The sequence below is a fragment of the Salmonella sp. SAL04157 genome (genome assembly GCF_046551635.1).
GTDB lineage: Bacteria > Pseudomonadota > Gammaproteobacteria > Enterobacterales > Enterobacteriaceae > Salmonella > Salmonella enterica.
The window spans coordinates 132,685-156,946 of sequence record NZ_JBGDVS010000005.1; the positions used below are offsets into that span (position 1 = coordinate 132,685).

Sequence of the window (24,262 nt, forward strand, 5' to 3'; positions counted from 1 at the left end):
ATGGCTATTATTTTTTTGGCTTCTTTTTCGTATCATTAATAGGTTGTATGCTGTCGAATATGACATTCTCCATGTTAATACCTATTTTTAGATACTTAAGATTATTGGGCGATACGCCTTTTAATGTTAGCGTGACGTTTGTCCATGTTCCCGGTAAAAGTTCGATTGTCGAATCCATTTTCGTGTTAAGCAGGAGTTGTTTCCAGCGAGGCAGATCTTTTGCCTCGGAAGGTTTTTTCGTACCCCATGTCATATTAAACGCAAGGTTTGATACGGGAATGCTGAGTAAGTTAACTAAATCAAGATGAATAACACTTCCATCATCTATTGGCTCAATAGATAGAATACGCCCGGCTAATCCGATATTGCCGTTGTTAATAATAAAATAGCGCGTTTGTGATGGATCCAGTTCTGTGTAGTCGAATAGCCGTTGTTTGCGTTCAATGCGACCAACGACTTCGGCGACCTTTTGAGTCGTGTTGATAACTGTAGCTTCTTGTTTTTCTAGCAAATTTATCTTTGCTTCTTGTTCTTTTTGTTGTTTTTCTAACAGATTTATCTTTGTTTCTTGTTCTTTTTGTTGTTTTTTCAGTTCTTCAACAAGGTGTTTATCTGCAAAGTAATCACAACCAGATAAAAAGAATGTGAATCCCAACGCAAGCAAGGGGATAAATTTTCCATTTTTGTGCATATAAAATATCCTTGTTAATAATTTATATAATATAAATAGTTAACCTGTTATTTATACAGCTAACTCATCATTTTGCGAGCATTGCCAATAGCCATTAATATATGGTTATAATTAAAACATTCATTGTTTCTATAGGAATGTGCAAATACCCGACGTTGTTTATCAATTATTCATAGCAATACTTTATAAAAATATAATTATAATATTTATGTATGAGCATTTTTTTTCATGGATGATAATGTTATTTAATTTTGCGGGTCAATCATATTCTGCGGGATATGAGAAAAGGGGATGAAAAAATTCATTGCATAAATACAAATAGGCATGATAGTGGAATTTTTCATCCCGAAAAAGCGGGGATTACCGTTAAAAATGAACTTGTATATAAGCGGTGTAAATACGTCTGGATAAAAATTCGGAATATAGCCCGATGCTCTCAAGACATCCTCCGTACACGGGTGTCCTGAGAGCCTGAGATGCGGAAGGTTTAGAACTCGCTCTTCGCGAACCCTGTCATCTCTTTGAGCCCCATTTCCCGGCCCAGCGCCGTCATCGGGTGCACCACGATCAGGCCGCGTACGCTTTTTTTGAGTTTGCCCATATCGGCCTGCTCTTTTTTAGTGATCGCGCGGCGAAACGGCAGGTTCATCAGCTTCTGCGCTTCTTTACTCAGTTTCTGGCTGTGTACTTCGCGCAGACGGATAATTTCTGCTTCCAGCGTCTCTTTTTCTTTTTCCAGCTCCGCGTATTTATCGGCGGATTCAACCAGAGAGAGACCTGCCTGCTGGTGGCGAATAGCGTCAAGACGATCGCTCAGGCGTTTAATTTCGTTTTTTTCAACTTCTTTCATGGGATTGCTTCTGATAGAAATGGGATAGATACCCTATAGTATGCGCGCAGTGAGTGATTCTTCACAACTCATGACGTAAAGATAATCAATTATGGCAAGTATTACACCGCTAATTATTTAGTTATCTCTTTGAGAATAAAATCTTTTTTTCGAAAGAAAAGATGAAGCGCCTTTTTTGCCGGCAAGAAAAGCGATTAAGCACATTTTCCTCAATGACAACGCTAAATTGATCCTAAACTCAAATAAGCGACCGCGGGAGTTAGACGCGGGTCACACATGGAGGATCTATCATGGCAAAAATAGGTGAGAACGTACCACTTCTTATTGATAAAGCCGTCGATTTTATGGCGTCCAGCCAGGCGTTCCGTGAATACCTGAATAAAACGCCGCCGCGTGATTATGTTCCTTCCGAGGTGCCGTCGGAGAGCGCGCCCATTTATTTGCAGCGTCTGGAATATTACCGGCGGCTGTACCGACCAAAAGAAGAAGAAAGAGGTTAACGGAGGGATTTACTTTTGAAAGGCCTTTTTTAAGCTGATTTTAGAAATCAGCTCGGTCAGGGAGAGAACCATCGTCGAACGCACCGCCTGCTGGTAGCGCTGAATTTGCATGGCGTAGAGCGCCGCGTCGGACGTATCAAAATGCGGCGGCGGCGGCAGCGCCATGACGCAGTGTAGTTCGCCAAACGGCCCGAGGATTTCATCGTCGGTAAAGGCGTACTCATTGCCGTCGTGATTCAGCTCTTCGCGCAGCGCCATTAACAGCTCCGCATCTTCATATTCGGTGCGGCTGAGTACGCCCAGGCCATAGATAAGTTTCAGACGTACCGAAAGATCGCCCAGCGGTCCGTCGCCGTCCAGCAACGGTTCCACAGCGTATTTCACCGCATAGTCGTCTTTGCGAAACACCTGGAGCACCAGAATATTCACCGCCTCGGTCAATAACTCGACGGCAGTAATCAGGAAGCTCCGTACGGTTTTGCCAGCATTCAGACGCTCAAGCACACGATTTTCAAAGGCCTGGGTTTGTTCCATTATTGCCTGCATATCTGACAATCTGTTATTTGGGCGCAGGCTAACCTGCGCCGGGTTCTGCGTCATTTGGTCGCGTTATAAGCGTTAACCGCCTCCGCCACCACATCGCTATTGGCATCCAGCCCGGAAATTTGCGCCAGAGCGGCCTGTGGACCTTTTTCGTCAATCAGCGCGGCCAGTTCCTGTGCCTGCGGATCTTCTTCACTACGGAAATGCATCGCCGCCGCGATCCCTTTGACCAGATTCACATGCGGCAGACCATATTCCAGGGTGCCAAGCAGCGGTTTGATCAGACGGTCGCCCGCGCTGAGTTTGCGTAGCGGCTGACGTCCAACGCGCTCAACATCATCTTTCAGATACGGGTTTTCAAAACGACCGAGGATTTTCTGAATGTATGCCGCATGTTTGTCGGCGTCAAAACCGTAGCGTTTGATCAGCACCGCGCCGCTTTCTTCCATCGCGCCTTTAACCACCGCGCGAATACTCTCATCGAGAATGGCGTCGCGAATGGTTTGATGACCGGCTAATTTGCCGAGGTACGCGGTTATAGCATGACCTGTGTTCAGCGTGAAGAGTTTACGTTCGACAAATGCCATCAGGTTATCCGTTAACTCCATCCCCGGAATGGTCGGCAACGCGCCTTTAAACTGGGTTTTATCGACGATCCACTCGCTGAAGGTTTCTACCGTCACTTCCAGCGGGTCATGGGTGGCGGAAGCAGATGGCGGCACAATACGGTCAACGGCGGAATCCACAAAACCGACGTGCTGTTCAACCCAGGCTTTATCGCCATCCGCCAGCGCGTTCATCACATGACCTTTGAGCTGTGTGGTGCCGCGCACCATATTTTCACAGGCGATGATATTCAGCGGGGCATCCACGCCCTGCGCCTTACGTTTTACCAGCCCTTTAGCGATGGCCGGAGCGATACGCTCAAGCACAACCGGACCCACGGCAGTAGTGATTAAATCAACGTGGGCAATCAGGTCGACAACATCATCGCCGATGCTGCTGACAGCGTTGACGCCGGAAACGGTATCCACCTGCTCATTTTCACCCACAACATGAACCTGATAGCTATGACGGGCATTCAGGGCATCGAGTACGACCTGGTTTACATCCGCAAACGTCAGTTGTATCCCCGCGTCAGCCAGCAATTTGCCGATAAAGCCACGACCGATATTACCTGCGCCAAAATGTAATGCTTTCATAGTATTAACCTTCATTAATGTTTTTACCCGAGAGGGCTGGGGTGAGGCTTTTCCCTCAACCTAACCCTCTCCACAAGGGAGAGGATATCGCCTTCATATTTCGAACTGCAGATGCGTTGGCTCTCCTCGCTCACCCCAGTCACGTACTTATGTACGCTCCTGGGGATTCACTGCGTTGCCGCCTTCCTGCAGCTCGAACTATTTTGGGGATACTTAACTGTTAAGCTTTTTTACCTGCCAGCAGTTCCAGCACTTCATCCACGCTGGTGGTGTGCGCCAGACGTTCGATCACGGATTCATCATCCAGCGCGTTGGTCAGGCTGGTGATGACCTGGATGTGCTCATTGTTACGTGCGGCGATACCAATGACCAGACGGGCAATATCGTCTTCTTCTTCACCGAAGCGTACGCCTTCCGGATACTGGCAGAACACCACGCCGGTTTTCAGCACGCGGTCTTTCGCTTCTACCGTGCCGTGCGGTACTGCGATGGATTCACCGAGGTAAGTCGGCGTCAGCTTTTCGCGGTCCAGCATCGCCTCGACGTATTCCGGCTCAACATAGCCGCCTTTCACCAGTTGTTCACCGGCAAAGCGAATCGCCTCTTCTTTGTTAGCGGCTTTACGGCCCAGGAAGATATTCTCCGCGCCCAGCTTGAACAGGTTGTTATCACCCTCCTCAAAGCTGTCTTTCAGATGGTCGCGTACTTTCTCTTCATTAGTATTGTGGCGCTGTGCGGCAACCAGACGTTCGGTCAGGCTGGTGTACAGGCCGCTATCCAGGAAGTTGGTCAGCGAAATATGCTGCGCCTGCGGTACCTGACGCATCGCGCGCTCGGTCAGGTCGCGGTGAGTAATGACCAGATCCACATCCGGCGGCAGATTGTTAATGGCGCTGTTGGTGACGGAGATCTGGCTCAGGCCCGCATCCTGTACTTTCTTACGCAGTACCCCTGCGCCCATCGCGCTGGAACCCATACCGGCATCGCAAGCCACGATGATTTTACGCACATGGCTCAGGTCGTTAGTCACGTCGCCAGCCGCCAGCGGAGAGGCGCCTTTAGATTCCGCTTTCATGTCATGCATACGACGGGTGGCCGCTTCAATGTCATCTTCTTCTTTCACTTTGCTGGTTTTCAGCAGAATTGCAGACACCAAGAAGGAAACCGCCATTGCCGCCACGATGGCAGCGATGTTAGCGAAGTAAGCGCCTTTTGGCGTCATCGCCAGTACCGCCAGAATGGAACCCGGAGATGCCGGAGAGACCAGACCGCCGTTCAGGATGGTCAGGGTGAATACGCCGGTCATACCGCCGAGAATCACCGCCAGAATCAGGCGTGGGTTCATCAGCACGTACGGGAAGTAGATCTCATGGATACCGCCCAGGAAGTGGATAATTGCCGCGCCGCCCGCAGACTGTTTAGCGCTGCCGCGACCGAAGAACATGTACGCCAGCAGGACGCCCATCCCCGGACCCGGGTTAGCTTCAATCAGGAAGAAGATGGATTTACCCATCTCATGGGACTGCTGGATACCCAGCGGTGAGAAGATGCCGTGGTTAATCGCGTTATTGAGGAACAGGATTTTCGCCGGTTCAACAAAAATGGACGCCAGCGGCAGCATATCGTGCGCCACCATGAAGTTAACGCCCGCCGCCAGAATTTTGGACAGGACTTCAACCGCCGGACCAATACCGAGGAACGCCAGGATGGCGAGGATCATACCGATGATGCCAGCGGAGAAGTTGTTCACCAACATCTCAAAACCGGATTTGATCTTACCGTCTACCCAACTGTCGAATTTCTTAATGCAGTAGCCGCCTAATGGACCGGCGATCATCGAGCCGAGGAACATCGGCATATCCGCGCCGACAATAACGCCCATGGTAGTGATAGCGCCCACTACGCCGCCGCGTTCGCCGCCAACCAGACGACCGCCGGTATAACCGATGAGCAGCGGCAGCAGGTAGGTGATCATCGGACCAACCAGTTTCGCCAGCGTTTCGTTAGGCAACCACCCTGTTGGAATAAATAATGCGGTGATAATACCCCACGCGATAAACGCGCCGATATTAGGCATCACCATATTGCTGAGGAATCGACCAAAGCTTTGCACTTTGATCTTAATATCGGATGACATAAAAACACCCCTTCTTATGTTGCTGTCGCGCAGGCTGAAAGCCCGAGGTTTGTTAATGTAGCGGCAGAGGTAGCCGGACCCTGTAGTGTAGATACTGCGCAATCTGGCACTGAATCGTTCAACTGTCCAGACAGGGACAATTTATGTGATTTGTGTCACATAAATATAGGGGGTAGAGAGGTAATTGATGTGATATTGATCACAAAGTAGCTGTGTAAAAAAACAACGAATCTAATTTTTAGCTCTTAAAAGGCAATTTTATGTGAGATATTTCACATTTTTATTTTGGTGCTTTGTTGAATTTTTGTGATCTTCTTCACAAGAAATTTTAAGCCCGGGTAACGTCAATACGATCCGGCAAACATTTTGTCGCGAGCCCTCTCACGTTATGTCATTCAGCAACCTCCTTTTGTGTCTCTTTTCGTCTTATTTGAGCCATACTATGATTTTTACTGGTTGGCAAAAAGGACACGGCATGAAACTCATCGGTAGCTACACCAGCCCTTTTGTGCGCAAAATCTCTATTCTGCTGCTCGAAAAGGGCATTACCTTCGAATTTATTAATGAATTACCCTACGAGGCGGATAACGGCGTGGCGCAATACAACCCTCTGGGTAAGGTGCCAGCGCTGGTGACGGAGAAAGGCGAGTACTGGTTCGATTCGCCGATCATCGCGGAATATATTGAGTTGCTGGATATCGCGCCAGCGATGCTCCCGCGTGACCCGATGGCAGCGCTTAAAGTTCGCCAGCTTGAAGCGTTGGCTGACGGCATTATGGATGCAGCGTTGGTGTCTGTACGCGAACAGGCGCGCCCGGCGGCGCAACAATCGGAAACGGAACTGCTGCGCCAGCGGGAAAAAATCAACCGCAGCCTGGATATGCTCGAAAGTTATCTGAGCGATGGGACGCTAAAAACGGATACGGTAAATCTGGCGACTATCGCGATTGCCTGTGCGGTAGGCTATCTCAACTTCCGCCGGGTTGCGCCCGGCTGGTGTGTTAGCCGCCCCCACCTGGTCAAACTGGTCGAAACGCTTTTTCAACGCGAAAGCTTTGCCCGCACCGAAGCGCCAAAGGCTTGACGCGCATTATGTCCGCCTGAGCAAACTCACGTTACAATCCCCCTTATGTCGATATCCCTCTCCCGCCAGGAGAGGGCCACCAACAGCCAGGCATTTTCATGACAAGCGAAACGCGTACACTCTACAGCCAGCTTCCTGCTATCGATCGCTTATTGCACGATAGCGCTTTTCTTTCTCTGCGCGATCGGTATGGCCATACCCAGGTGGTTGATCTGCTTAGGCGGATGCTTGACGACGCGCGCGACGTCATACGGAATACGCAAACGCTTCCCGACTGGTACGCAGACTGGGCGCAAGAGGCGAAACTCCGGCTGGAAAATGCGGCGCAAAGCGCGCTGCGCCCGGTGATTAACCTGACGGGGACGGTGCTGCACACCAATCTTGGCCGCGCATTGCAGGCGCAAGAAGCGATTGAGGCGGTAACGCAGGCGATGCGCGCGCCGGTGACGCTGGAATACGATTTGGATGGCGCCGGGCGGGGGCATCGCGACCGGGCGCTGGCGACGCTATTATGCCGTATCACCGGGGCGGAAGACGCCTGTATCGTCAATAACAATGCGGCGGCGGTATTGCTGATGCTGGCGGCGACCGCCAGCGGCAAAGAGGTAGCGGTTTCGCGTGGCGAGCTGGTCGAAATCGGCGGCGCGTTTCGTATTCCGGATGTTATGCGCCAGGCGGGCTGTACGCTGCATGAAGTGGGCACCACCAACCGGACGCACGCGAAAGATTACCGTCAGGCGGTAAATGAAAATACCGGGCTGTTGATGAAGGTGCATACCAGTAATTACAGCATTGAGGGCTTTACCAAAACGGTAGAGGAAGCGGAACTGGCGGAAATCGGGCGAGAGCTGGATATTCCGGTGGTGGCGGATCTGGGCAGCGGTTCGCTGGTGGATTTAAGTCAATATGGCTTACCCAAAGAGCCGATGCCGCAGCAGCTCATTGCCGCAGGCGTCAGCCTGGTAAGCTTCTCCGGCGATAAGTTGCTGGGCGGGCCGCAGGCCGGGATCATCGTCGGCAAAAAAGCGATGATTGCCCAACTGCAAAGCCATCCGCTGAAACGCGCTCTGCGCGCGGATAAAATGACGCTGGCGGCGCTGGAGGCCACGTTACGTCTGTATCTGCACCCGGAAGCGTTGGCGGAGAAATTACCCACCCTGCGTCTGTTAACCCGCAGTGAAGCGTCGATTCGCGAACAAGCGCAGCGGTTACAGGCGCGGCTGGCGGCACGTTACGGCGATGAATTTGCGCTGGAGGTTAAACCCTGCCTGTCGCAAATCGGCAGCGGTTCATTACCGGTAGACCGCCTTCCCAGCGCCGCCATGACCTTTACCCCGCACGACGGGCGCGGTAGTCGGCTGGAGGCGCTGGCGGCTCGCTGGCGCACGCTGCCTGTACCGGTCATTGGCCGAATTTATGATGGCCGTTTATGGCTGGATATGCGCTGTCTTGAAGACGAAAGCCGGTTTATGGAGATGATGCTGAAATGATTATTGCAACTGCCGGACACGTAGACCACGGTAAAACAACGTTGCTCCAGGCGATTACCGGGGTCAATGCCGACCGTCTGCCGGAAGAGAAAAAACGCGGGATGACTATCGATCTGGGTTACGCCTATTGGCCGCAGCCGGATGGCCGTGTGCTGGGCTTTATCGATGTGCCTGGGCATGAAAAATTCCTCTCTAACATGCTGGCGGGCGTAGGCGGTATCGATCACGCTTTGCTGGTGGTCGCCTGTGATGACGGCGTCATGGCGCAAACGCGCGAGCATTTACAGATCCTGCAACTGACGGGCAATCTCCAGCTCACCGTCGCGCTGACCAAAGCCGATCGCGTGGACGAGGCGCGTATCGGTGAAGTACGTGAAGAGGTACTGGCGGCGCTCGACAACTATGGCTTCGCCGATACCGTTTTATTTGTCACCGCCGCCAATGAAGGACGCGGTATTGCAGAACTTCGCGCTCATTTACAGCAGCTTCCTGCACGTTTGCACGCCGCGCAGCATCGTTTCCGTCTGGCTATCGACCGTGCGTTTACGGTGAAAGGGGCGGGACTGGTGGTGACCGGAACGGCGTTGAGCGGAGAGGGGAAGGTAGGTGATACGCTGTGGTTAACCGGAGTAAATAAACCGATGCGGGTGCGTAGCCTGCACGCACAAAATCAGCCTACCGACCATGCGCACGCCGGGCAACGTATTGCGCTCAATATTGCGGGCGATGCGGAGAAGGAACAGCTTAACCGCGGCGACTGGCTGCTTTCCGATGCGCCGGTGGGGGAAGCTTTTTCCCGGGTGATCGTTTCTCTGGCACTTCATGCGCCGCTTTCCCAATGGCAGCCGCTACATATTCACCATGCCGCCAGCCATGTGACCGGTCGCGTCTCTTTGCTGGAAGGCGGGCTGGCCGAGCTGATCTTCGATACGCCGTTGTGGCTGGCCGATAATGACAGACTGGTGCTGCGTGATATTTCCGCACGCGCCACCCTTGCCGGCGCACGCGTGGTGACGCTTAAGGCGCCGCGTCGCGGTAAACGTAAGCCAGATTATTTGCACTGGCTTTCAACGCTTGCCGCCGCGCAGGACGATAGCGCGGCGTTGGCCATTCATCTGGAACGCGGCGCCGTCAACCTGCCGGATTTCGGTTGGGCGCGTCAGCTTAATCCTCTCGGTATGCGTCAGCTTATTGAGCAACATGGTTTTATCCAGGCCGGAGACAATCTGCTAAGCGCGCCCGTCGCCGCCCGCTGGCAGCGTAAGATTCTCGATACGCTGGCGACCTACCACGAACAGCACCGCGATGAACCGGGGCCGGGACGCGAGCGTTTACGCCGCATGGCCCTGCCAATGGAAGATGAAGCGCTGGTCCTGATGCTGATCGAGCGGATGCGCGACGACGGCCTGATTCATAGCCATCACGGTTGGTTGCATCTGCCGGATCATAAAGCAGGATTTAGCGATGAGCAGCAGGCCGTCTGGCAAAAAGTCGAACCGCTATTTGGCGATGAGCCCTGGTGGGTACGCGATCTGGCGAAAGAGACCGGAACGGAAGAACAATTGATGCGGCTGGTGCTGCGGCAGGCGGCACAGCAAGGCATCATTACCGCGATCGTAAAAGATCGGTACTATCGTAACGATCGGATTGTCGCTTTCGCCAATATGATCCGCGAGCTGGATCAAGAGAGAGGATCAACGTGTGCGGCGGATTTTCGCGACAGGCTGAATGTAGGGCGGAAACTGGCTATTCAGATCCTTGAATATTTTGACCGGATTGGATTTACACGGCGTCGTGGGAATGATCATTTATTACGTGATGCGTTATTATTTCCGCAAAAAGAATGAAATGGTTAAATTAAATCAGAAATGAATCAATACAATTATTGAGTTGATTTATAAAAGCACATCAGGAAATTAACCTAATGTGCTTTTTATTTTTCTGACTTCTTAAAATAGTCATCGTGATCATATTATTAGGATAATTTCACCCGTATTCTTCGCACCTTATTCTGGTAATTAAGGACAGTATAATGGCAGCTTCAACGTTTTTTATTCCTTCCGTGAATGTAATTGGTGCCGATTCATTAAAGAACGCAATGAATACGATGGCGGAATATGGTTTTCGCCGTACATTAATTGTTACGGATGCTATGCTGACAAAATTAGGGGTGGCGGGTGATATTCAAAAAGCGCTACAGGAACGTGATATTTTTAGCGTGATTTATGATGGTACGCAGCCTAACCCTACCACCAGCAATGTGGCAGCTGGGTTGAAGCTTCTGAAAGAAAATGGCTGCGACAGCGTTATCTCGCTGGGCGGCGGTTCCCCGCACGACTGTGCGAAAGGTATCGCTCTGGTGGCGGCGAATGGCGGCGATATTCGTGACTATGAAGGCGTTGACCGCTCCGCGAAACCGCAGTTGCCGATGATTGCGATTAATACGACCGCCGGCACCGCGTCTGAAATGACCCGTTTTTGTATCATCACCGACGAAGAACGTCATATTAAAATGGCTATCGTCGATAAACACGTTACGCCGCTGCTCTCTGTCAACGACTCCTCTTTAATGGTTGGTATGCCGAAATCCCTGACGGCGGCAACCGGTATGGATGCGTTAACCCACGCGATTGAAGCTTATGTTTCCGTTGCGGCAACGCCTATTACCGATGCCTGCGCGTTGAAAGCGGTAACGATGATTGCGGAAAATCTGGTTGTTGCGGTTGAAGAGGGGAGCAATGTCCAGGCGCGTGAAGCGATGGCTTATGCTCAGTTTCTGGCGGGAATGGCGTTTAACAATGCGTCGCTGGGCTACGTTCATGCTATGGCGCACCAACTTGGCGGTTTCTACAACCTACCGCACGGTGTATGTAACGCGGTTCTGCTGCCGCATGTGCAGGTATTCAACAGCCAGGTAGCGGCGGCTCGCCTGCGTGATTGCGCAGCGGCGATGGGCGTCGATGTATCAGATATGAGCGAGGCGGAAGGCGCGCAGGCGTGTGTGGCGGCCATTCGCCAACTGTCGCAGAAAGTCAACATTCCGGCGGGACTGCGCGAGCTAAACGTGAAGGAAGAAGATATCCCGGTTCTGGCGACCAATGCTCTTAAAGATGCCTGTGGTCTGACGAACCCGATTCAGGCGACTCACGATGAGATTGTGGAAATTTATCGCGCGGCGATGTAACGCCTTTGCCCGGTGGCGCGGACGCTTACCGGGCCTGCGTAGACGATGCAGGCCGGATAAGGCGTAATACGTTAGCTTCGGTCGAGCTTTTGCTGCGCCAGCCAGACGGCGCCCAGCCTGCCCGCCTGATTTCCCAGTTGGCAGGGCTGAATCGGCACCTGGAGCGCCTCCCACATTTCAAACGTTTCAAGATGCCGCGTCAGGAGCGGGTAGAGCTTTTCCTGTTCGCTTATTCCTCCGCCGATCAGCACCACGCCCGGATCAAACATAGAGATCACGCTGTAAACGCCGCGTGACAGATAACGCGCCCAGTCATTGACCGCCTCACGCAGATGAACATCGGTCGCCATTCGTTCGAAGATCACATCCGCAGGCGGCATCTCTTCGGCAGGCAGTGCCAGCGCCTGGCGGCACGACGCCATTAATCCGCTGGTTGACGCGATTTTATGCATACTTTCGCCATTGTTCCCGACCGGCATGACGCCGAATTCACCGGCATGGAAATGTGCGCCGCGATACAGCTCTCGTCCGACGATAATACCGCCGCCAATGCCGGTTCCAATGGTGATACAGACCAGATTGTCATAATGCTGCCCGGCGCCTCGCCACATTTCGCCCAGCGCCGCGCAGTTCGCGTCGTTCTCCACGACCAGCGGCAGATCGGTCAGCCCGCTGAACAACTCCATCAGGTTGACGTCATCCAGGTAAGCCAGCGCGCCCGCTTTTGCCGCATGACCGTTATGGGGATTAATATGGCCGGGGAAACTGACCCCGATTGCCGCAATGTCATAGTCCTGTTGGCAACGCGCCACCACATCCTGCCATTTGCGGGTAAACGTGGAGGCGTCCTCTGGCGTATCGAATTGATGATGGGTTAATTCTTCGCCGTCACTGTTAATCACGCCATATTTGACGTGAGTTCCTCCCACATCAATACCGATATATTGCTGCATAGTGTTCTCCGTACGTTAAACAGGCACCTGTTTAGTATGGCTAAAACCAGACGGAGAAACGTAAAGGAAAGTAATTCGTGATTGCTGTCGTAAAGCAGAAAACCATTGGCGAAAAATTCACCAGTACCGTCTACCCTTGTGGAGTACCTTTACAATAAGGAGTTGGTCATGACGAACAATCCCCCTTCAACACGTATTCAGCCAGGTGAATACGGGTACCCACTGAAATTAAAAGCCCGCTATGACAATTTTATTGGCGGTGACTGGGTTGCGCCCGCCGACGGCGAATATTATCAAAACCTGACGCCAGTGACCGGCCAGCCGCTATGTGAAGTCGCTTCCTCCGGTAAAAAAGATATCGATTTAGCGCTCGACGCCGCGCATAAGGCGAAAGATAAGTGGGCGCATACGTCAGTACAAGACCGTGCCGCTATCTTGTTTAAGATCGCCGATCGGATGGAACAAAACCTCGAACTGTTGGCGACAGCGGAAACCTGGGATAACGGTAAACCGATTCGTGAAACCAGCGCCGCCGACGTACCGCTGGCGATCGATCATTTCCGCTATTTCGCCTCCTGTATACGTGCGCAGGAGGGCGGGATCAGCGAAGTTGATAGCGAAACCGTGGCCTACCATTTTCACGAACCGCTTGGCGTCGTGGGGCAGATAATCCCGTGGAACTTTCCGTTGTTGATGGCAAGCTGGAAAATGGCGCCAGCGCTGGCGGCGGGTAACTGCGTAGTGCTTAAACCGGCACGCCTGACGCCGCTTTCCGTTCTGCTGTTGATGGAAGTCATTGGCGATCTGTTACCACCGGGCGTCGTCAACGTCGTGAACGGCGCGGGCGGCGAGATCGGTGAATATCTGGCGACCTCGAAACGTATCGCGAAGGTGGCGTTTACCGGTTCGACGGAAGTGGGCCAACAGATCATGCAGTACGCCACGCAGAATATTATTCCGGTGACGCTGGAGTTAGGCGGTAAATCGCCAAATATCTTCTTTGCTGACGTGATGGATGAAGAAGATGCGTTCTTTGATAAAGCGCTGGAGGGTTTTGCCCTGTTTGCCTTTAACCAGGGCGAGGTGTGTACCTGTCCAAGCCGTGCGCTGGTCCAGGAGTCCATCTATGAGCGCTTTATGGAGCGCGCTATTCGCCGGGTAGAGAGCATTCGCAGCGGGAACCCGCTAGATAGCGGTACGCAAATGGGGGCGCAGGTCTCCCACGGCCAGCTTGAGACTATCCTCAATTATATCGATATCGGTAAAAAAGAGGGGGCCGATATTCTGACCGGTGGGCGACGCAAGGAGCTGGATGGCGAACTTAAAGAGGGCTATTACCTTGAGCCCACTATCCTGTTTGGTAAGAATAATATGCGCGTCTTTCAGGAGGAGATCTTTGGCCCGGTGCTGGCGGTAACCACCTTTAAAACCATGGAGGAGGCGCTGGAAATCGCTAACGATACGCAGTATGGCCTCGGCGCAGGCGTCTGGAGCCGCAACGGCAATCTGGCTTATAAGATGGGTCGCGGCATTCAGGCCGGGCGCGTATGGACCAACTGCTATCACGCCTATCCGGCACACGCGGCGTTTGGCGGCTATAAGCAGTCTGGCATCGGGCGCGAAACGCATAAGATGATGCTGGAACACTACCAGCAAACCAAGTGCCTGCTGGTGAGTTATTCCGATAAGCCGCTGGGGCTGTTCTGACGCAAGAGGTAATGCCCGATGGCGCTGCGCTTATCGGGCCTACCGCGTTGATATTAGCCTGGTGGTAATGCCCGATGGCACTTCGCTTATAGGGCCTACCGTATTGATATCAGCCTGGTGGTAATGTCTGATGGCGCTTCGCTTATCAGGCCTACAAAAATTCATCGCAATGTACTGATATTGCAAATCTTGTAGGCCGGATAAGGCGCAGCCGCCATCCGGCACAGTATTACCGCTCGTTGACCCAAATCCGCATTTCGCCCTCGCCGCGGTTGGCCCAGCTAAACCACGGAATGAACGTTAGCGTCTGCGGCTGGCGCGATGACGGCGCGTTATCGTAGTGCCACAACGCCTGATGCTGCGCATCTGGGGCGCTTTGCTTCTCGCCTTCAGCCTGAATCAGCATCTTATGCGCAAAAAGCCCTTTGCCCTCAAAGACCCGGAACTCACTCTCTTTCGGTAACCACAGATTATGCAGTTCTTCGCCGTTATCGGCCTGCTCAAGGCAATAGACCAGCGGCCCGCGCTGAATGGCGACCTTACCGGCGACGTGACGCGCCAGCGGATTGCCATACACGCGGCGAACCGGCATCGGCAGCGTCAGGGTTATCGTATCGCCCTCCTGCCAGGTTCGACGGATATGCAGATAACCTTTGCGAATATCCTGCTCCACTTCCAGCCCGTTGAGCGTCACTTTTGCCTCAGGGCACCAGTCCGGCAGACGTAGCGCCAGCGTGTGACGTACCGGCTGCACAGAGTCGATGGCGATCTTCACCTGCTCATGCCACGGGTAGTTCCCGCCAATCCGCAGTTTGAGCGCGCCATTTTCAACCGGTATTTCCATGCTGTTACCCACGTACATATTGATGTACAGCGCATCCGCACGCGGCGTGTAGATGTAGTGACCAAGGGAGGTGAGCACGCGGGCGATGTTCGGCGGGCAGCAGGCGCAGCCAAACCAGCGCTGGCGAATGGGCTTAACGTGATCGTAAATATGGTTGAATTTTAACGATTTTGGATGCACTTCCAGCGGGTTGACGTAGAAGAAATGCTTGCCATCCAGCGCCATACCGCCGAGGACGGTATTGTACAGCGCGCGCTCCATCACGTCGGCGTACTGGCTATCGGCTTCCATTTCCAGCATCCGGCGGGCGAACATCATCAGGCCGATTGAAGCGCAGCTTTCCGCATAGACCGAATCATTCGGTAAATCGTAATCGCAGCTAAAGGCTTCGCCGCTGCTCTGCGAGCCAATCCCGCCAGTGATATACAGCTGACGCTGCGCCATATTTTTCCACAGACGCAGGCAGTCCTGGCGTTTGCCTTCATCGTTGCTCAGGCGAGCGAGATGCGCCACGCCAGTCATCAGATAGACAAAACGTACCGCGTGGCCAATGGCCGTCTGCTGCTGCGAAATTGGCAGATGCGCCTGGCTGTAGGCTTTGTCTTTGACCATCCACGCCGGGCCGTAGGTATGCCAGTAAGAGGTTTGGCCGCGTTTTTCGTACTCTTCGTCGTAGAAGTGCGGTTGGGCACCGCGCTGCCCGATAAAGTAGCTTGCTAGCGTCATATAGCGCGGCTGCTCTGTTACCTCATACAGACGCATCAGCGCCAGCTCAATTTCCGGGTGGCCCGGATAGCCGTGCAGCTGATTTTCGCCAGGGCCGAAAGTGCTGTCGATATGATCGGCCAGGCGACAAACGACGTCTAGCAGCCGACGCTTGCCGGTGGCCTGAAAGAAGGCGACGCCCGCTTCAATCAGGTGCCCGGCGCAATAAAGCTCGTGGCACTCCGCCAGGTTGCTCCAGCGTTCTTGCGGGGCTTTTGCCGTAAAGTACGTATTGAGATAGCCATCGTCACACTGCGCGGCGGCCACCAGTTCAATCACCTCATCGGCGGTTTTCTCAAGCGCGGGATCGGGCTTCTGGCACAGTGACCAGGCAACCGCTTCCAGCCATTTCGCCACGTCGCTGTCCTGAAAGACCATGCCGTAAAAGTCGCCCGTCTGCTGTCCTGCGGCAATGCGGAAATTCTCAATGGCATGGCTGGGTTCAGCCTCTGGAATACGATCGTTTAACGCATCCCACTGGTAAGGAATAACCACATCGCGAACCAGTTGTTGATACTGTCCGAGGAACGGATCGCTGACCGTCAGTTTATGCAGATCGACTTCCAGTACGTTCATTTCGTGCTCCTTAAGGCTGTAGAGGTCATAGATATTCCTCGCTGACGGGGTATTTTATGGCAGTAATTTTTATTTTCGCGTTATGACCTAATTCATTTTGCCCAGATAGCGGTGAGCGACAAGGCGATAAAAGAGTAAAAAAAGATGACGATTCCGACCCGTATTTAAAAATGTGAGATGGATCGAGTGAAATGACTATTTTTAGTTAATAATCAAAAGCTAATATGAAATACGGTGCTGAATGAGCGGGAAATGACATATTAATGCTCGAATTATCCATAACATTACCGATTAAAGTCCAAAACGGCGGATTATTTATTTCTCGCGGCATTGGGCGTCATCCTGCCAGGCGTCTGCAATCGTGGGAAATTATATTTGTGGAAAAAGGCTGCCTGAAAATTCAGGAAGAAGAATGTGTTTTCTGTGTCGAAGCCGGGGAAAGCCTGTTGCTTTGGCCGCATCGCCGCCATATTGGCGTTGAAGAGTTTCCCACCGATCTTAAATTTTACTGGCTCCATTTTGAGGTCAAAGCGCCGGACAGCGACCCGCGCTGGCTGACGCATCTTTCCGTGCCGCAGCATACCCAGGTTGCCGATCCGCAGGCGCTGATTGCGCTTTTTCGCCAGTTTATGAACGAGCAGGAAAAGCACCAGCGCAGCCCGGCGCTGGAGTTCATCGTGCTGCTGATTTTGCAGCAGCTCACCGTTGACGCCCGGCAGAATGAAAACGCCGAGGCCGCTGGCGTGTCGCTGGCCTGGAAAGTACAGCAGCTGATTCGAACGCACTATCACCTGCCGCTTTCCAGCTCAGTTCTGGCGAAAGAACTGCATTGCAATGTGGATTATCTGGGACGCGTTTATCGGCGGGTATTTCACCTTACGCTAACGGAAGCCATCCACCGCCAGCGGGTGCGCGAGGCGGAAAAGTTGCTGATTAGCGACGCGCGTTCGTTAAAAGAGGTGGCGGAGCGGTGCGGTTTTAATGACGTTGGTTACTTTCGCCAGATCTTCCGCAAGCACACCGGCCTGACGCCTACCGCCTGGAAGCGGCGCTACAGTAAGGAACACGTTAATTCTTGAGTATAATCTTTGGCCCTCTGACAACGCGGTTGCAAACTGAATGCCCGATGGCGCTTTGCTTATCGGGCCTACAAGAGTTCATCACAACGTATTGATATTGCAAGTCTTGTAGGTCGGATAAGGCGCAGCCGCCATCCGACATAGGCTGTTACTGCCCGTAATAGGCGTTCGCGCCGTGTTTACGCAGATAGTGTTTATTGAGCAGTTCAGGCTGCATATCCGGTAGCTGCGGGGCCAGCTGGCGCGAGAACAGCCCCATATAGGCACACTCCTCAAGCACCACGGCGTTGTGGACGGCATCGGCGGCGTTTTTACCCCAGGCAAACGGGCCGTGTGAATGAACCAATACCGCCGGGATTTGCGCCGGATCCAGACCGCGCTCTTCAAAGGTTTTAATAATCACCTCGCCGGTCTGATACTCGTACTCGCCGTTAATTTCCTCAACGGTCATCAGCCGGGTACAGGGGATCGCGCCATAGAAATAGTCGGCGTGGGTGGTGCCCCAGGCGGGCAGATCGAGCCCGGCCTGCGACCAGATCGTCGCATGGCGGGAATGGGTATGCACGATCCCGCCGATCTGCGGATAGCGCCGATAGAGCGCCAGATGGGTCGCGGTATCGGACGACGGTTTTTTGTTGCCTTCAACGATCTTGCCGTTGGCGATCTCTACCACCACCATATCGTCGGCGGTCATTACCTCATATTCAACGCCGGAAGGCTTAATGACCATCAGTTTGCGCGTCTCATCGACCGCGCTGACGTTGCCCCAGGTAAAGGTGACCAGCCCGTGCGCCGGGAGGGCCAGGTTGGCCGCCAGCACCTCGGCTTTCAGTTGCTCTAACATGTGAAACCTCCTTCCTGCATCCGTGATTCAATCCAGCGGCGGGCCTGGATAATTTCCAGCACCGGCTCACTGGATTTCTCTGTCCACATCTCAATCAGAAATGAACCGCGATAATTCAGCTCATGCAGCGTTTTGAAGATGCCAACAAAATCAACGCATCCTTCGCCAAACGGCACGTCTCGGAACTGGCCGGGGCTGTCACCGGTCACTGGCAGCGTGTCTTTCAGGTGGATAGCGGCGATACGGTCAATCCCCAGCTTCAGTTCGGCGGTCACGTCGTTCCCCCAGGCGCTGAGGTTGCCGACGTCTGGATAAACGGTGAACCACGGTGACGAAAGCATCTCGTCCCACTTTTTCCACTTGCTGATGGAGTTCATAAACGCGGTATCCATGATCTCCACCGCCAGCATCACCTGCGCAGCCGCAGCCTGTTCTACCGCCCACGCCAGCCCTTCGGCGAAACGTTGCTGGGTGCCTTCGTCGTGCTCTTCGTAATAGACGTCGTAACCTGCCAACTGGATGGTGCGGATCCCCAGGTCGCGCGCCAGGCGAATGGCTTTGGTCATGATTTCACGCGCCCGCTGGCGTACCGCTTCGTCGCGGCTGCCAAAAGGGAAACGGCGATGGGCGGAGAGACACATCGACGGGATGGCGACGCCGCTTTCCAGCATCGCGTTCACCAGCGAAGCGCGTTGGGCCGAGGTCCACTCCAGGCGTGAGAGACGTTCATCCGTTTCGTCCACCGACATCTCAACAAAATCAAAACCGCAGCTTTTTGCCAGCACCAACCGCTCCGGCCAACTGAGATCTTTCGCCAGTGCTTTCTCGTAAATACCTAATGGATGATTACGCATGTTGTTATCCCCAGATGGCGTCAATTTGGGCGTGGAATTCGGCGGCGACCTGCGCCGGATGGGCGGCACCTGCCAGCGCACGTCCGGCGATAAATGCCTTAACGTTAATGTCGCGGAACAGCGGTAGATCGGCCGGGGTAATACCACCGGTAATTGACAGCTCAAGGCCGATGTCGGACAACGCTTTCATACGCGTCAGGTCCGCCTCTCCCCACTGCTGCCCGCTGGCCTGCGCATCGCGTCCGCGGTGATAAATCGCCTGGCGAACCCCGACGCGATACCAGTCTCGGGCGTCGTCCAGCGTCCAGTTGCCGAACAGTTCCATTTGAATTTCACCGCCGCAGGACTGGGCAACGGCATGGCCTTTCTCGACGGTTGCGAGCGGCGCAGCGCAGATGATAGTCATCCAGTTGGCGCCAGCGCTAAAAGCCTGCTGCGCCAGGGTTTCACCGGCATCGGCCACTTTCCAGTCGGCGACGATGATTTTTTCCGGGCACTGCGCTCGCAGGGCTTTCACCGCGCTAAGGCCTTCGGTTAAACAGAGGATGGTGCCAGCCTCAACGATATCGACATGATCCTGTAGCAGGGCGACATCGCGCTGGGCTGCTTCCAGATTGGTGTGGTCGAGCGCTAGTTGCAGTAGTGGTCGGCTCATAATGCGTGCTCCTTAATACGGGCGTGATAGCCCTGTAGTGCTTCAATCAAATGCTGGTATTGGCGGTATTTACGCTGATAGAGGGCGTGCGCGGCCATGTCCGGCAGCAGCGTGCGCACCGGGTGCCGGAGGTCGCGTTGGGCCTCGCGGAAATTGCGATATACGCCGGTTCCGACGCGGGCAGCCAGCGCCGCGCCGAAGCAGCCGGTCTCCTCCACCTGCGGCAGCTCAATGCGCAGGCCGCTGACGTCCGCCAGCATCTGCATCCAGACGTCGGAGTGGGCCGGTCCGCCGGTAACGCGCAGGGCGCAAACGTCGGTAAAACGTTCACGCATGCGGTTGAGGTGGGTCATATGGCTGAAGACCACGCCTTCATAAATCGCCTGCAGCAGGTGCGCGCGGGTGTGCAGCGCCTGCATCCCGTAAAAACCGCAGGTCATCTCCAGTCCGGCATTGCTGCCGTAGAGAAACGGCAGAAAAAAGAGGTCGCTACCGGCTTTCGGCAGGCTGGCAACCGCCTGGTTGATCTCATCAAAAGAGAGGTCGCCCCACTGGGCGGTGAACCATTCAAGGTTGCCGGAAGAGGTCGGGCTGGCTTCGTGAACGATATACTGCCCGTCATTGACGTAGCGGCCATAGACGTAAGGATGGGCCTCATGGTCGCGCAGACCGTGAGCGATGCCGCTGGTGACGGCCCAGGTCCCCATCACCGCATTGAGCGTTGATTCATCCTCAATACCGGCGCAAAGGGCGGTGGAAACCACGTCAAACAGGCCGCCGACGACGGGAGTGCCCACCGTCAGACCGGTGATGGCGGCCGCCTGAGCGGTGATCTCCCCGCATATTTCGGCTGAACCCACCACGGGGGGCAGCGCGCTGTCGATTTCACTGATGCCCAGCCACTCGGTCAGGCGCGGGTCGTACTGGCCCGTCGCCATGTTGTAGAGGTTGGACTCGGAGATGTTGCTCTCCTCACAGCCTTTCACGCCGGTTAAGCACCAGCGCAGATAGTCATGCGTCATCATGACGCTGCCTATCTGCGCGTAGCGCTGCGGCTCATTCTCTTTTACCCAGCGTAAAAGGGAGACCGGATGCCCGGTCCACAGGGTTTGTCGGGTCAGCGGGTAGAGTTTTTGCGGAACCGCTTCTTTTTGCCAGCGCTGGACAATTTCCATGGCGCGACGGTCGGAAGAGAGTATCGCTTTACCTAATGGCCGATCGCTTTTATCTAACAGGAACAGGCCCTTACCCTGAGCTGAAATACCCAGACCACGGATTTGTGAACCGTTCACCCCCGTGTGCGCCAGCAGTTTGTTGATGACCGAGGCGCACTGTTGCCACAGTTCGGTCATATCGCGTTCAACCCAGCCTGGCTGCGGGCTTAAAGCGTGCAGCGGCAGGCGTTGCACCGCTACTTCCCGGCCTGCGCCATCGTACAATCCGGCTTTTAGCCAACTCCCACCACAATCTAACCCCAGCCAGTAGTTACTCATGACTTATTGCACCTCGTCCACGGCTTTCAGGAGATCGGCGCCCTGCGGGTTGTCTTTCAGGAACATATCGCGCACCTGGCTGCCCAGCGCATCGCTGAAGGCTTTACGGTCGATGTCGGTCAGGACTTCAACTCCGGCTTCTTTCATGCCATCGATAATTTTTTGCTGATCTTCGGCGACCAGTTTGCGCTGATAGTCACCCGCTTCTTTGGCGGAACTCAGCAGTGCCTCCTGGAACTGCGGGCTTAAAGCGTCGAATTTGGCTTTATTGATCACCAGCAGCAGAGGCGAATAGGCGTGATGAGTGAGGGAGAGGTATTTCTGTACCTCATAGAATTTCGCTGACCACACGACGTTGATAGGGTGTTCCTGGGCATCAATCGTACGGGTTTCGAGGCCGGTATAGACTTCGGAGAACGGCATCGGAATAGGGTTCGCGCCGAAGATTTTAAAGGCCGCGATATTCATTGGGCTGTTGTTAGTGCGGATTTTTAAGCCTTTCAAATCGCCCGGCGTTTTTACCGGCGCGCGGGAGTTGGTGACGTCGCGCCAGCCGTTTTCCCAGTAGGCGAGGACCTTTAACCCTTTTGAATCGAGTGATTTTTTCAGTTCATCGCCGACTTTGCCGTCGAGCGTTTTATGCGCATGCGCGGTATCGCGAAACAGGAAGGGGACATCAAGTAAGTTGAATACAGGGGCCAGGCCGGTGAAATTGTTCGAACCGGACATTTCCATATCAATGGTTCCGCCGCGCACCCCGCTGATCATTGCCTGGGCGTTACCTAATGTGCTGTCAGGAAAGAGTTTTAGCGTTAATTCGTCGTTGGTTTTTTCTTTTAATAATTCGTTAAATTTTTTCGCGGCAATATGTTGGGAGTCAGTTTGCGGTGTTTCATAACCAAAACGTAAAGATTGTGCCGCCAGAGACGACACGCTGAAAACTGTCAGACCTGCTATCAATAATGAACGAGCAATAACGTGTAATTTCATAATATTATCCTTTAATTAATCCATTTAAGCGGTGTGATAATTAGCTCGGGAATAAAAATAAATAAAATCAGCAACGACATCAGTACGACAACGTAAGGGAATACACCTCTTACCGCGTCATCAAATTTCAATTTTGCTACCCCGGAAATAACGTTGAGGACGTTGCCAACGGGCGGTGTGATTAATCCAATAGAGCAGTTAATAATGAACATGACGCCGAAATAAATCGGATCAATATTGGCTTCTTTAACTAATGGCAATAATACAGGGGTAAGAATTAACACCGTTGGCGTTAAGTCCATCACCATACCGACGACCATAATTGAGATCATAATGACGATAAATAAGAGTCGCGGAGAGTCGACCAGCGGCTGCAGCAAATCTGACACCATCATGGGTAATTCCGCGATCGTAATCAGCCAGGCGGATACCTGAGCTGCGGCCACCAGAAACATGACGACTGACGTCGTTTTGGCGGCATTGACCAGCACGTGGTAGAGACTGGAAAACGTTAATTCCCGATAGATAACCACGGCGACAAAGAGGGCGTAAAACGCGGCAACCGCTCCTGCTTCCGTTGGCGTGAAAAGTCCGGAACGGAAGCCGCCGATAATAATCACCGGTAAAAACAGCGCCCAGATACCTGAAACCAATGATTGCCAGATTTCACGCGGTGTTGCTTTAGGCTGAGAAGGGAGATTTAATCGCCCGGCCTGCCACCACCAGGTGAGCATAAGCGCCGCGCCCATCATGATGCCCGGTGCGATCCCGGCCATAAACAGCTTGCTGATCGACAAGCCGCTGGAAACGCCGAAGATAATAAAAGGAATCGAGGGCGGAATAATTGGCGCAATGATCCCGCCGGAAGCGATTAACCCAACGGAGCGGTTGATCGGATAGTTTGCGGAGCGCATCATCGGCACCAGCAGCGCGGCGACCGCAGCGGTATCTGCTACCGCAGAGCCGGAAAGGCTGGCCATAATCATTGCCGCAATAACGCCCACGTAGCCCAGGCCGCCGGGCTTATGGCCGACCAGCTTCATCGGCAGGTCGACGATTCGCTTTGACAGGCCGCCCGCGTTCATGATTTCACCGGCCAAAACAAAAAAGGGAATGGCCAGCAGGGAGAAGCTGTCCGCGCCGTTAACCAAAGTTTGCGCCATAATCTGCACGTCAAACATATCCAGGTATGCCATCAGAGCAGCGCCGCAAAGCAGCAGCGACCAGGCGATGGGTAAACCTATCGCGATCCCGCCGAGCAGGCAGCAGAGAAATATCACCACGGCCATGATTAGGCTCCTTGCTGTGGTTGTTGAAAGGAATCGTTACGCGTTATTAAGTGATAAAGCCGACGCAGCTCGATTAACGCGATGGCAACGCTTGTGGGCAGACAGGCGATATACATCAGGCCGATCGGTAAACCGAGGATTGGCGAGTGATCGCTCCAGTCCTGCAGTGCTTTTTGTAGGCTGCCCCAGCCTAATGCGATGCATAACAATAAAATCAGTGAATGCGTCAGCAGCGAGAGACGACGCTGATTCGCTGGCGAAAGTTTTTCCACCACAAAAGTGACCTGAACGTGAGCGTTATCCATAAATGCCACGATGGCGCCAATAAACGTCAGCCATACAAATAGATAACGTGATAGTTCATCTACCGACAAAATACTGCTCTCAAAACCGTAACGTAAAATAACGTTAATAAATACAATGCAGGAAAGTACGGCAATTAATACCGCAAGTATGCCCTCAAGTACCCGCTTCATAACGACTCCATCAGGTTATAGAAACTTATTTCTTTCGATGCTGAATAGTGGAACTT

General features: G+C 53.5%; 21 protein-coding genes. 7 read left to right on the plus strand and 14 right to left on the minus strand.

The window, feature by feature from the left end; all coding sequences use genetic code 11:
• Positions 1-7: 7 nt before the first annotated feature.
• Both ACLJRE_RS13020 and ACLJRE_RS13025 read right to left on the minus strand, forming a co-directional pair.
• Positions 8-691, minus strand: a complete 684-nt coding sequence (locus tag ACLJRE_RS13020; protein ID WP_023212609.1) for a DUF3251 domain-containing protein — start codon at positions 689-691, stop codon at positions 8-10.
• A 487-nt stretch (positions 692-1,178) separates the two neighbouring features.
• Positions 1,179-1,541, minus strand: coding sequence for a YibL family ribosome-associated protein (locus tag ACLJRE_RS13025; RefSeq protein WP_000665687.1), 363 nt, complete (start codon positions 1,539-1,541; stop codon positions 1,179-1,181).
• Positions 1,542-1,831: 290 nt separating this feature from the next.
• Here ACLJRE_RS13025 and ACLJRE_RS13030 point away from each other — a divergent pair, with 290 nt between their 5' ends.
• A complete protein-coding gene (locus tag ACLJRE_RS13030) occupies positions 1,832-2,041 on the plus strand; it encodes a hypothetical protein (RefSeq protein WP_001062558.1) in 210 nt (69 codons plus the stop codon).
• A 9-nt stretch (positions 2,042-2,050) separates the two neighbouring features.
• On the opposite strand, the gene mtlR is transcribed toward ACLJRE_RS13030, so the two are convergent.
• The 3 genes from mtlR to mtlA all read right to left on the minus strand — a co-directional run bounded on the left by mtlR (position 2,051) and on the right by mtlA (position 5,923).
• Positions 2,051-2,641 (minus strand): mannitol operon repressor MtlR, encoded by a 591-nt coding sequence (gene mtlR, locus ACLJRE_RS13035; protein ID WP_000193201.1) that lies wholly within the window; start codon positions 2,639-2,641, stop codon positions 2,051-2,053.
• Positions 2,638-3,786, minus strand: a complete 1,149-nt coding sequence (gene mtlD, locus ACLJRE_RS13040; protein ID WP_000645385.1) for a mannitol-1-phosphate 5-dehydrogenase — start codon at positions 3,784-3,786, stop codon at positions 2,638-2,640. The genes mtlR and mtlD overlap by 4 nt, the downstream gene beginning before the upstream one ends.
• A 220-nt stretch (positions 3,787-4,006) precedes the next feature.
• Positions 4,007-5,923 (minus strand): PTS mannitol transporter subunit IICBA, encoded by a 1,917-nt coding sequence (gene mtlA / locus ACLJRE_RS13045; protein ID WP_023212608.1) that lies wholly within the window; start codon positions 5,921-5,923, stop codon positions 4,007-4,009.
• Positions 5,924-6,398: 475 nt separating this feature from the next.
• Here mtlA and ACLJRE_RS13050 point away from each other — a divergent pair, with 475 nt between their 5' ends.
• The 4 genes from ACLJRE_RS13050 (at position 6,399) to yiaY (ending at position 11,681) form a co-directional block, all read left to right on the plus strand.
• Positions 6,399-7,007, plus strand: a complete 609-nt coding sequence (locus ACLJRE_RS13050; RefSeq protein ID WP_000766675.1) for a glutathione S-transferase — start codon at positions 6,399-6,401, stop codon at positions 7,005-7,007.
• A gap of 98 nt (positions 7,008-7,105) precedes the next feature.
• Positions 7,106-8,497, plus strand: a complete 1,392-nt coding sequence (gene selA, locus ACLJRE_RS13055) for an L-seryl-tRNA(Sec) selenium transferase (RefSeq protein ID WP_023212607.1) — start codon at positions 7,106-7,108, stop codon at positions 8,495-8,497.
• Positions 8,494-10,344: a selenocysteine-specific translation elongation factor gene (gene selB / locus ACLJRE_RS13060; protein WP_410957409.1), complete on the plus strand. Its 1,851-nt coding sequence runs from the start codon at positions 8,494-8,496 to the stop codon at positions 10,342-10,344. Before selA ends, selB begins: the two co-directional genes overlap by 4 nt.
• Positions 10,345-10,529: 185 nt before the next feature.
• Positions 10,530-11,681 (plus strand): L-threonine dehydrogenase, encoded by a 1,152-nt coding sequence (gene yiaY / locus ACLJRE_RS13065; RefSeq protein ID WP_023212606.1) that lies wholly within the window; start codon positions 10,530-10,532, stop codon positions 11,679-11,681.
• A gap of 71 nt (positions 11,682-11,752) precedes the next feature.
• Here yiaY and ACLJRE_RS13070 read toward each other — a convergent pair whose 3' ends face one another.
• Positions 11,753-12,634: an ROK family protein gene (locus tag ACLJRE_RS13070; RefSeq protein WP_001188271.1), complete on the minus strand. Its 882-nt coding sequence runs from the start codon at positions 12,632-12,634 to the stop codon at positions 11,753-11,755.
• 168 nt (positions 12,635-12,802) lie between these two features.
• Between ACLJRE_RS13070 and aldB the strand changes: the two genes are divergently transcribed.
• Positions 12,803-14,341 carry an aldehyde dehydrogenase AldB gene (gene aldB / locus ACLJRE_RS13075; RefSeq protein WP_000183988.1) on the plus strand — a complete coding sequence of 513 codons (1,539 nt, stop codon included), beginning with the start codon at positions 12,803-12,805 and terminating at the stop codon, positions 14,339-14,341.
• Between the two features lie 229 nt (positions 14,342-14,570).
• Here the strand turns inward: aldB and ACLJRE_RS13080 are convergent, their stop codons facing one another.
• Positions 14,571-16,526 (minus strand): glycoside hydrolase family 127 protein, encoded by a 1,956-nt coding sequence (locus ACLJRE_RS13080; RefSeq protein ID WP_023137415.1) that lies wholly within the window; start codon positions 16,524-16,526, stop codon positions 14,571-14,573.
• A 263-nt stretch (positions 16,527-16,789) separates the two neighbouring features.
• Here ACLJRE_RS13080 and ACLJRE_RS13085 point away from each other — a divergent pair, with 263 nt between their 5' ends.
• Positions 16,790-17,605 (plus strand): helix-turn-helix domain-containing protein, encoded by an 816-nt coding sequence (locus ACLJRE_RS13085; protein WP_000891812.1) that lies wholly within the window; start codon positions 16,790-16,792, stop codon positions 17,603-17,605.
• 148 nt (positions 17,606-17,753) lie between these two features.
• Here ACLJRE_RS13085 and araD read toward each other — a convergent pair whose 3' ends face one another.
• From araD to yiaM, 7 genes are read right to left on the minus strand one after another with little or no spacing between them, the layout of a single operon-like run.
• Positions 17,754-18,449: an L-ribulose-5-phosphate 4-epimerase gene (gene araD / locus ACLJRE_RS13090; RefSeq protein WP_023137414.1), complete on the minus strand. Its 696-nt coding sequence runs from the start codon at positions 18,447-18,449 to the stop codon at positions 17,754-17,756.
• The gene (locus ACLJRE_RS13095; RefSeq protein ID WP_001244036.1) at positions 18,443-19,303 is read right to left on the minus strand and encodes an L-ribulose-5-phosphate 3-epimerase; all 861 of its coding nucleotides are present in this window, start codon (positions 19,301-19,303) and stop codon (positions 18,443-18,445) included. The genes araD and ACLJRE_RS13095 overlap by 7 nt, the downstream gene beginning before the upstream one ends.
• Before the next feature lie 4 nt (positions 19,304-19,307).
• Positions 19,308-19,958, minus strand: a complete 651-nt coding sequence (gene ulaD, locus ACLJRE_RS13100; RefSeq protein ID WP_000089520.1) for a 3-keto-L-gulonate-6-phosphate decarboxylase UlaD — start codon at positions 19,956-19,958, stop codon at positions 19,308-19,310.
• Positions 19,955-21,451: an FGGY-family carbohydrate kinase gene (locus ACLJRE_RS13105; RefSeq protein ID WP_000074063.1), complete on the minus strand. Its 1,497-nt coding sequence runs from the start codon at positions 21,449-21,451 to the stop codon at positions 19,955-19,957. The genes ulaD and ACLJRE_RS13105 overlap by 4 nt, the downstream gene beginning before the upstream one ends.
• Positions 21,452-21,454: 3 nt before the next feature.
• Positions 21,455-22,441 (minus strand): 2,3-diketo-L-gulonate TRAP transporter substrate-binding protein YiaO, encoded by a 987-nt coding sequence (gene yiaO, locus ACLJRE_RS13110; RefSeq protein WP_000766331.1) that lies wholly within the window; start codon positions 22,439-22,441, stop codon positions 21,455-21,457.
• An 11-nt stretch (positions 22,442-22,452) separates the two neighbouring features.
• Positions 22,453-23,730 carry a 2,3-diketo-L-gulonate TRAP transporter large permease YiaN gene (gene yiaN / locus ACLJRE_RS13115; protein WP_000301820.1) on the minus strand — a complete coding sequence of 426 codons (1,278 nt, stop codon included), beginning with the start codon at positions 23,728-23,730 and terminating at the stop codon, positions 22,453-22,455.
• A 2-nt stretch (positions 23,731-23,732) separates the two neighbouring features.
• Complete coding sequence (gene yiaM, locus ACLJRE_RS13120) at positions 23,733-24,206, minus strand: 2,3-diketo-L-gulonate TRAP transporter small permease YiaM (RefSeq protein WP_000832313.1); 474 nt, start codon at positions 24,204-24,206, stop codon at positions 23,733-23,735.
• Between the last annotated feature and the right edge of the window lie 56 nt (positions 24,207-24,262).

Bases quoted from the DNA above. Each gene is read 5' to 3' on its own strand.
- yiaO (WP_000766331.1), bottom strand. From the start codon at position 22,441: ATGAAATTACACGTTATTGCTCGTTCATTATTGATAGCAGGTCTGACA.
- ACLJRE_RS13025 (WP_000665687.1), bottom strand. From the start codon at position 1,541: ATGAAAGAAGTTGAAAAAAACGAAATTAAACGCCTGAGCGATCGTCTT.
- selB (WP_410957409.1), top strand. From the start codon at position 8,494: ATGATTATTGCAACTGCCGGACACGTAGACCACGGTAAAACAACGTTG.
- yiaY (WP_023212606.1), top strand. From the start codon at position 10,530: ATGGCAGCTTCAACGTTTTTTATTCCTTCCGTGAATGTAATTGGTGCC.
- aldB (WP_000183988.1), top strand. From the start codon at position 12,803: ATGACGAACAATCCCCCTTCAACACGTATTCAGCCAGGTGAATACGGG.
- yiaM (WP_000832313.1), bottom strand. From the start codon at position 24,206: ATGAAGCGGGTACTTGAGGGCATACTTGCGGTATTAATTGCCGTACTT.
- ACLJRE_RS13085 (WP_000891812.1), top strand. From the start codon at position 16,790: ATGCTCGAATTATCCATAACATTACCGATTAAAGTCCAAAACGGCGGA.
- ACLJRE_RS13080 (WP_023137415.1), bottom strand. From the start codon at position 16,526: ATGAACGTACTGGAAGTCGATCTGCATAAACTGACGGTCAGCGATCCG.
- mtlA (WP_023212608.1), bottom strand. From the start codon at position 5,923: ATGTCATCCGATATTAAGATCAAAGTGCAAAGCTTTGGTCGATTCCTC.
- selA (WP_023212607.1), top strand. From the start codon at position 7,106: ATGACAAGCGAAACGCGTACACTCTACAGCCAGCTTCCTGCTATCGAT.
- yiaN (WP_000301820.1), bottom strand. From the start codon at position 23,730: ATGGCCGTGGTGATATTTCTCTGCTGCCTGCTCGGCGGGATCGCGATA.
- ulaD (WP_000089520.1), bottom strand. From the start codon at position 19,958: ATGAGCCGACCACTACTGCAACTAGCGCTCGACCACACCAATCTGGAA.
- ACLJRE_RS13030 (WP_001062558.1), top strand. From the start codon at position 1,832: ATGGCAAAAATAGGTGAGAACGTACCACTTCTTATTGATAAAGCCGTC.
- ACLJRE_RS13095 (WP_001244036.1), bottom strand. From the start codon at position 19,303: ATGCGTAATCATCCATTAGGTATTTACGAGAAAGCACTGGCGAAAGAT.
- ACLJRE_RS13020 (WP_023212609.1), bottom strand. From the start codon at position 691: ATGCACAAAAATGGAAAATTTATCCCCTTGCTTGCGTTGGGATTCACA.
- ACLJRE_RS13105 (WP_000074063.1), bottom strand. From the start codon at position 21,451: ATGAGTAACTACTGGCTGGGGTTAGATTGTGGTGGGAGTTGGCTAAAA.
- ACLJRE_RS13050 (WP_000766675.1), top strand. From the start codon at position 6,399: ATGAAACTCATCGGTAGCTACACCAGCCCTTTTGTGCGCAAAATCTCT.
- mtlR (WP_000193201.1), bottom strand. From the start codon at position 2,641: ATGACGCAGAACCCGGCGCAGGTTAGCCTGCGCCCAAATAACAGATTG.
- ACLJRE_RS13070 (WP_001188271.1), bottom strand. From the start codon at position 12,634: ATGCAGCAATATATCGGTATTGATGTGGGAGGAACTCACGTCAAATAT.
- mtlD (WP_000645385.1), bottom strand. From the start codon at position 3,786: ATGAAAGCATTACATTTTGGCGCAGGTAATATCGGTCGTGGCTTTATC.
- araD (WP_023137414.1), bottom strand. From the start codon at position 18,449: ATGTTAGAGCAACTGAAAGCCGAGGTGCTGGCGGCCAACCTGGCCCTC.